Source organism: Martelella sp. (assembly GCF_984369615.1).
Window position 1 is genome coordinate 20,293 of sequence record NZ_CFHTCS010000018.1, and the last position, 7,038, is coordinate 27,330.

The 7,038-nt window shown below is 61.7% G+C and carries 8 protein-coding genes; 4 read left to right on the forward strand and 4 right to left on the reverse strand.

Features of this window, described 5'->3' with window-relative positions:
• Positions 1–105 precede the first annotated feature (105 nt).
• From AC5DC2_RS03210 to AC5DC2_RS03225, 4 genes are read left to right on the forward strand one after another with little or no spacing between them, the layout of a single operon-like run.
• Positions 106–495 carry a FeoA family protein gene (locus AC5DC2_RS03210; RefSeq protein WP_491697436.1) on the forward strand — a complete coding sequence of 130 codons (390 nt, stop codon included), beginning with the start codon at positions 106–108 and terminating at the stop codon, positions 493–495.
• Entirely contained in the window at positions 492–725 is a 234-nt protein-coding gene (locus AC5DC2_RS03215; RefSeq protein WP_200336384.1) for a FeoA family protein, read from the forward strand. Before AC5DC2_RS03210 ends, AC5DC2_RS03215 begins: the two co-directional genes overlap by 4 nt.
• Positions 722–3,055, forward strand: coding sequence for a Fe(2+) transporter permease subunit FeoB (feoB, locus tag AC5DC2_RS03220; protein ID WP_491697437.1), 2,334 nt, complete (start codon positions 722–724; stop codon positions 3,053–3,055). Before AC5DC2_RS03215 ends, feoB begins: the two co-directional genes overlap by 4 nt.
• 11 nt (positions 3,056–3,066) lie before the next feature.
• Positions 3,067–3,342, forward strand: a complete 276-nt coding sequence (locus AC5DC2_RS03225) for a FeoC-like transcriptional regulator (protein WP_491697438.1) — start codon at positions 3,067–3,069, stop codon at positions 3,340–3,342.
• A 4-nt stretch (positions 3,343–3,346) separates the two neighbouring features.
• On the opposite strand, the gene AC5DC2_RS03230 is transcribed toward AC5DC2_RS03225, so the two are convergent.
• From AC5DC2_RS03230 to AC5DC2_RS03245, 4 genes are all read right to left on the reverse strand, one after another.
• Positions 3,347–3,853, reverse strand: coding sequence for a flavin reductase family protein (locus AC5DC2_RS03230; protein ID WP_491697439.1), 507 nt, complete (start codon positions 3,851–3,853; stop codon positions 3,347–3,349).
• A 95-nt stretch (positions 3,854–3,948) separates the two neighbouring features.
• Positions 3,949–4,980: a methionine synthase gene (locus AC5DC2_RS03235; RefSeq protein ID WP_491697440.1), complete on the reverse strand. Its 1,032-nt coding sequence runs from the start codon at positions 4,978–4,980 to the stop codon at positions 3,949–3,951.
• Between the two features lie 14 nt (positions 4,981–4,994).
• A complete protein-coding gene (locus tag AC5DC2_RS03240; protein ID WP_491697441.1) occupies positions 4,995–5,972 on the reverse strand; it encodes a DUF1852 domain-containing protein in 978 nt (325 codons plus the stop codon).
• Positions 5,973–6,250: 278 nt separating this feature from the next.
• Entirely contained in the window at positions 6,251–6,907 is a 657-nt protein-coding gene (locus AC5DC2_RS03245; protein WP_491697442.1) for a LysR substrate-binding domain-containing protein, read from the reverse strand.
• Positions 6,908–7,038 lie beyond the last annotated feature (131 nt).

Here is a 7,038-nt window from a genome sequence, read left to right on the forward strand (position 1 = left end):
CCGGAAAAACACTCTGTTGACCCAGATCAAAGCACGAACCGAAGCACAGGAGCGTATTGCAGATATAAAGTTGAGAATTGATTTCATGTTTTCCGGGTACCGACCATGTCCGACCTCACCATTGGCTTTGGTTCAAGCTTCGCGCTCCCGACAGAGGAGCATGCAGGGACGCGAACGACCGAAGACCCACTGACAAGCCGCTCGACCCGCGATGCCTTCTCCTCAAGGCCGTGCCCCCTGACCTCAGCGGATGAAGCAACCTGGCTCCGGGTCGTTGCGCTGAAGGCCGGCGACCGGTTTCGCAGAAAACTTGGCGCGCTCGGGATAAAGCCGGGCAGCAACATCCGGATCGTCTGCCGCACGCACGGTGGGCCGCTGGTTGTCGCCCTTGACGGCGTCGGGGAAGCCCGCATCGCGATCGGCGGGGGTATGGCCGCCAGGATCACGGTCGTGCCGTCAGAGGATTTTTGCAAACAGGGGGCACCAAGACAATGACGTCCGAAGAGCTGCAGGTTGGCGCAAGGATACGCGTGACCGGATATCATCGCGGCGAGCGGGCTGGTCGCCAGCGCCTGCTCGCCATGGGAATCACGCCGGGAACCGATTTTCTCGTGACCCGGATCGCCCCGTTCGGCGACCCCGTCGAAATCCGCATCCGTGATTTTTCCCTTTCTCTGCGCCGCGCCGAGCTCTCTGCATTCCGGGGCGAAAGGGTGCCGTCATGACGTCGATCACGATCGCGACGGCAGGCAACCCGAACTGCGGCAAGACCACGCTCTTCAACGCGCTGACCGGCGCGCGTCAAAGGGTTGGCAACTGGCCGGGCGTCACGGTCGACCGCAAGGAAGGCCGCTTCTTGCACAAGGATACCACCGTCAATGTGGTTGACCTGCCCGGCACCTACTCTCTCGGCGATGGCAGCGAGGCCGGCCTCGACGAGACCATCGCCCGGGACTACATCCTCTCCGGCGAAGCCGATATCGTGCTCAACATCGTCGATGCCTCGAACCTGGAGCGCAATCTCTACCTGACTGCCCAGCTCATCGAAATGCAGGTTCCCGTCATTGTCGCGCTCAACATGATGGACATGGCCGCGGAGAATGGCCTCAGGATCGATTGCGACAAGCTGGCAAGCCTGCTCGGCTGCCCGGTCGTGCCGATCATTGCAAGGCGCGGCAAGGGCATCGATGCGCTGAAGGACGCCATCATTCTCGCGGCAGATGCCGCCAAGGCGCCCACCGCGCGCCTGTCCTACCAGCCGGAGGTCGAGGCCGCGATTGCGGCGCTTTCAGGTCCCGCCGCCGCACTGGCCGGGAAACGGGGCGTCAAACCCTATTGGCTTGCGGCCCGCCTGATTGAGGGCGATGCGGCTCTGGAAGCCTTGTGCGACAGCGCGCTGGCGCGACAGGCAGAAGCGGCCCGAGAAAATGTCGAGGACGCGCTCGACGAGGACATCGACATTCTCTTCGCCGACATGCGCTACGGCTTTGCCAACAGCATTGCCCGTTCGGCCGTCAAACGCACGCACCGGGTGTCGCGCACATTGTCGGACCGGATCGACGCGATTGTTCTCAACCGCATGCTCGGCATTCCGATCTTTCTGGCGGTCATGTATGCGATGTTTCTGTTCGCCATCAACTTTGCCAGCGCCTTCATCGATTTCTTCGACATTCTGACAGGGACGCTGCTGGTCGACTGGCCGAGCGCGGCGCTGACGGCCATCAGCGCGCCGGGTTGGCTGATTGCCATCCTGCCGCAAGGCGTTGGCGCAGGCATCCAGACCGTGTCGACCTTCATTCCGGTGATCGGCTTCCTGTTCCTGTTCCTCACATTCCTGGAGGATTCGGGCTATATGGCCCGCGCCGCCTTTGTGATGGACCGGTCGATGCGCGCCATCGGCCTGCCCGGCAAGTCCTTCATCCCGATGGTGCTCGGCTTCGGCTGCTCCGTGCCGGCCGTCATGGCAACCCGAACGCTCGACAATCGCCGCGACCGGATCATGACGGTGATGATGTCGCCATTCATGTCCTGCGGGGCAAGGCTCCCGGTCTACGCGCTGTTTGCGGCCGCCTTCTTCCCCGTCGGCGGGCAGAACGTGGTGTTCGCGCTCTATCTGATCGGCATTCTGGCCGCGATCGCGACCGGGCTTCTGCTCAAGAACACCCTGCTGCGCGGTCCCGTCTCTCCCTTCATCATGGAGTTGCCGCCCTATCACGTCCCGACAATCAGGAGCCTCCTCAGAACGACATGGGACAGGCTGAAGGCCTTCATGTTCAAGGCCGGCAAGGTCATCATCGCCGTCGTCGTGGTTCTTGGCTTCCTCAACTCGCTCGGAACGGACGGTTCCTTCGGCAATGACGACACGGAGGCCTCGGTTCTGTCGGCCATTGGCCGCAGCATTACGCCGGTTGTCGAGCCGATGGGTATTCAAGAAGACAACTGGCCGGCAACCGTCGGCCTGTTCACCGGAATCTTCGCCAAGGAAGCAGTGGTCGGCACGCTGAATGCACTTTATGGCCAGATCGCCGAGAACGAGGCTGCCGGAGAAGAAGCGCAAGAGACGTTCAGCGTCGTCGCCGGCATCAGCGAGGCCTTCGCCTCCATTCCGGCCAATCTCGCAGACGCTGCGGCAAGCCTCGCCGATCCGCTCGGCCTCGGCGTCGGCGACATCGCCGATCAGACTGTCGCAGCCGAGGAACAGGGCGTTTCGACCGGCATCTTCGGCGCCATGGCCGCCCGCTTCAACGGCAGGATCGGGGCTTTCGCCTATCTCCTGGCGATCCTGCTCTATATGCCCTGCGTTGCGGCAACGGCCGCCATATGGCGCGAAAGCGGGACCCGCTGGACGCTGTTTGCCGTAACCTGGACAACCGGGCTCGCCTACGGATCGGCCGTGCTGGTCTATCAGCTCGGAACGTTTTCGGATCACCCCGCAGCCTCCAGCCTGTGGACCGCCGGCATCCTCGGCCTCCTGGCGGTCGTGATCGCCGCAATGCGCCTTCTTTCCGGTCCCAAAGCCACCGTGCCGGATCGCCCGCGCGGCGCAACCGCATAAGGAAGTCAGGCATGCTGCTCGCAGATATCAGGCTCCATCTCGCCGAGAACGGAAGCGCGTCCATCCAGGAACTTTCCAACCGCTTCGATACCGACATCGAAGCGGTGGAGAACATCATGTCTGTTCTGAGACGAAAGGGTTCCGTGCGTCAGATCTCGGGCGAACCGCCGGCCTGCGCCAGGGCGGGATGCGGTTGCGGCTGCGCATGCTCGTCGGCCGCGCAGAAAAGCGCCGATGTCTATGAATGGGTCGGCAGATCGAAACGGGCGCGACAAGCGCCGGGCTGATCGCTCAACCGGCCGGGTGGGCCGCAAGGCTGCCGAACTGCCCCGCGTGATAAAGAAGCGGGGCTGCGTCCGGATCGCGATCCAGATGCCGGACATGACCGAGGAGAAGGACATGATCGCCGGCCTCGACCTGCTTGACCACGTCGGCCACGATCACCGCTGCCGCCTCACGCAGGACGGGCAGCCCGTGGCAGTGCTCCAGGAACAGGTCCGTCAATGTTCCATCCGGTCGCCCGGCAAAATGCAAGGCATGCGCGCGCATCGCCTCCGTCAGGATATTCACGGCAAAACGGCGCGCGCTCAAAACCCTGCCCAGCATCCTCGACCGGCGATCGAGAGAGATTGCGATCAATGGCGGATCGAGCGAGACTGACATGAACGCACTGGCCGTCATGCCGTGGTCGCCCTCGCCTGAACGCGTGGTGATGACCGTGACGCCGGTGGCAAACCGGCCGCAGCAATCGCGCAGGTCGCGAGGGTCGATCCTGTCGACAAAGGCGGTTTCAGACATCGGCATCTTTTCCTGTTGAAGCCTCTCATGCCCTCTCGGCACCCGCCCCCGCCCTGCGGGTATAACATGACAAGGCGGGCCGGTTTCGGGGCAGGTTATGCGGCCGCGAGCTCCTGTCGGACGATTGCCGCACCGGCACTCAGCGCCTCGAGTTTTCCTCTGGCAACGCTGCGCGAAAGCGGCGTCATGCCGCAATTGGTGCAGGGGTAAAGCTTGTCCGCATCGACAAACCGAAGCGCCCTGCGCAGGGTCGCGGCGACCTCCTCCGGCGTTTCGATGGTGTTGGACGCAACATCGATCGCGCCGACCATCACCTTCTTGCCGCGAATGAGCTCGATCAGCTCCATCGGCACATGGGAGTTGTGGCATTCCAGCGAGACCAGATCGATATTGGAGGCCTGAAGCTTGGGGAAGGTTTCCTCATATTGCCGCCATTCAGAGCCAAGCGTCTTCTTCCAGTCGGTATTGGCCTTGATGCCATAGCCATAGCAGATATGGACCGCGGTCTCGCATTTCAGCCCTTCGATCGCCCTTTCCAGAGTGGCAATGCCCCAGTCATTCACCTCCTCGAAGAACACGTTGAAGGCCGGCTCGTCGAACTGGATGATGTCGACGCCGGCGGCTTCAAGCTCGCGGGCTTCCTGATTGAGAATTTTGGCAAACTCCCAGGCAAGCTTTTCACGGCTTCTGTAATGAGCATCGTAAAGCGTATCGATCATCGTCATCGGGCCGGGCAGCGCCCATTTGATCGGACCGTCGGTCAGGCTGCGGAGGAACTTCGCGTCTTCGACAAAGACCGGTTTTTCGCGCGACACCGCGCCGACGACGGTGGGGACACTGGCGTCATAGCGATTGCGGATCCTGACGGTCTCGCGCTTCTCGAAATCGACGCCATCAAGATGCTCGATGAAGGTCGTCACGAAGTGCTGGCGGGTCTGCTCACCATCGCTGACGATATCGATGCCGGCGCGCTGTTGCTCGGCCAGCGTCAGCCGCAGCGCATCCTGTTTGCCCTCGGCAAGTTCCGCGCCCTCAAGCTTCCAGGGGGACCAGAGCTTTTCGGGTTCTGCGATCCATGCGGGCTTGGGCAGGCTGCCGGCAGTCGACGTGGGGAGCAGTTTTTTCATGAACGGCAATCCTGTCATTGTGCGTATTGCGCGGACCAGTCGTTGAGAATGGCCCGGTAGGGCTTGATGAAGTTTTCCTCGGCAAACCGGCCCTGCTCGCTCGCCAGACGCGTCCGCTCGACGCGGTCATAGACGATCCGGGTGAGCGAGTGATCGCCATGCCCGAGGTTCGGCTTGTAGCGCTCGCCGGCGGCGGAATTGGCGTTGTAGATCTCGGGCCGATAGATCTTCTGGAATGTCTCCATCGTCGCGATGGTGCCGATCAGTTCGAGATCGGTGTAATCCAGGAGCAGATCGCCGAAGAAATAGAAGGCGAAGGGCGCCGCGCTGCCGGGCGGCATGAAATAGCGAACCTCCATCCCCATTTTCCGGAAATAGTGCTCGGTGAGCGATGTCTCATTCGGTCGGTACTCAAAGCCCAGAACCGGATGCAGGTTGGCCGTGCGATGATAGACCTTGCTGTCCGACACGCTGAGGCAGATCACCGGCGGCTTGCGGAAGTGTTCTCTGTAGGTCTGCGAGTGGACGAAGGCCTTGAACAGCTTGCCGTGCAGTTCGCCGAAATCATCGGGAATGCTGAAGCCGGCGCGGTCCTTGTTGTGCTCGGGAAGCACGACGCTGAAATCATAGTCGCGCACATAGGAGGAGAAATTGTTGCCGACAATGCCCTCGATGCGCGCGCCCGTCCCGTGGTCGACGATCGTCGTCTTGAGCACCTCGATGGCCGGGAAGCTGTTGCCGTCGCCCTCGACATCGAGTTCGACGGAAATGATGTCGAGTTCGACCGAATAGCGATCGCTCTCGGGATTGTCCCACTGCGCCAGGCTGTTGCAGCGATTGTCGATCATCCGCAATGCATTGCGCAGGTTCTCCCGACGGCTCTCGCCTCTGGCAAGATTGGCAAAGTTGGTGGTGATCCGCGTGCCATCGGACGGCGTGTAGTCTTCGTCGAAGCGAATGCTCTTGATCGTGAAGGTGAAATCTTTGGTCATCGTGATCTGCTGTCCTGGCTTCCAGGGCAAGGCCCGAGTCCGTTTCTTGCGTGTTCGTGGTTTCTTGCTCTTCGTTTCAGGCCCGCCCTGTCGGCGCATTTCCCGTGTCGACGAACAAGCCAATGCCTGTTCTATGTCAGAGCCAATCCATGAATGAAAATGATTTTATTTCAGGAAAACATGACAGAAACTCATAGTGAATGCTGCCGGTCTTGATGAACGGCAAATCTGCGTGCTTTTTAGCCGCCCGGATTGCACGCCTGAACGCAGCGGTCGATTCAGATTCTGACGGTTTCGGCAAGCGCCATGAAGCCATCCAGATAGTCGGGACGCTCGCCACTCCGGTGGCCGAGATGAATCGACTTTGCGATCCCCTCGCCAATCCGGACGCCCTTCACCCCCTTGGCTTCGCGCAGGAGCCAGTCGGGGGTCGCGCTGACGGCGCGGCCGGATGCGACCAGTCGCAACATCAGATCGGTCGTTTCCACCGTGCGGTGACGGCGCGGCAGGGCGTGGGCGGGCACGAGGAAGCGGGTGTAGATATCGAGCCTCTCACGCGAGACCGGATAGGTGATCAGGGTTTCGCCCGCCAGATCCTCCGGCTCGATCCGTTGCTTTTGCGCCAGCGGGTGGTTTTCGGCCACCGCCAGAACCAGTTCGTAATCGAAGACAGGCCTGTATTCGAGCCCCGCCCGTTCGATAGGATCGGGGGTGACGAGAATGTCGATCTCGTGGCTCAGAAGCGCGGCCAGACCGCCGAACTGGAAGGCCGTCGTCACATCCAGCGCGACATCGGGCCATTCCGCCAGGAACGGGTCCACCACCCGCATCAGCCAATCCTGGCAGGGATGGCATTCCATCCCCACCCGGATCGCGCCGCGCCGCCCGCGCGCGTAATCATCAAGAACCGCCGCGCCATGTTCGAGTTGCGGCAACACACGCATTGCCAGGCCAAGGAGATAGTTCCCCGCAAGCGTCAGGCGCAGCTTATGTCCCTCACGCTCCCACAATTTGACGCCATGGCGCTCCTCGATCGACGCGTAGGAGCTTTAATCGACACCGGGAC

Coding starts and splice junctions, on each gene's coding strand:
- AC5DC2_RS03235 (WP_491697440.1), bottom strand. CDS start 4,980: ATGAAAAAACTGCTCCCCACGTCGACTGCCGGCAGCCTGCCCAAGCCC.
- AC5DC2_RS03215 (WP_200336384.1), top strand. CDS start 492: ATGACGTCCGAAGAGCTGCAGGTTGGCGCAAGGATACGCGTGACCGGA.
- AC5DC2_RS03230 (WP_491697439.1), bottom strand. CDS start 3,853: ATGTCTGAAACCGCCTTTGTCGACAGGATCGACCCTCGCGACCTGCGC.
- feoB (WP_491697437.1), top strand. CDS start 722: ATGACGTCGATCACGATCGCGACGGCAGGCAACCCGAACTGCGGCAAG.
- AC5DC2_RS03240 (WP_491697441.1), bottom strand. CDS start 5,972: ATGACCAAAGATTTCACCTTCACGATCAAGAGCATTCGCTTCGACGAA.
- AC5DC2_RS03210 (WP_491697436.1), top strand. CDS start 106: ATGTCCGACCTCACCATTGGCTTTGGTTCAAGCTTCGCGCTCCCGACA.
- AC5DC2_RS03225 (WP_491697438.1), top strand. CDS start 3,067: ATGCTGCTCGCAGATATCAGGCTCCATCTCGCCGAGAACGGAAGCGCG.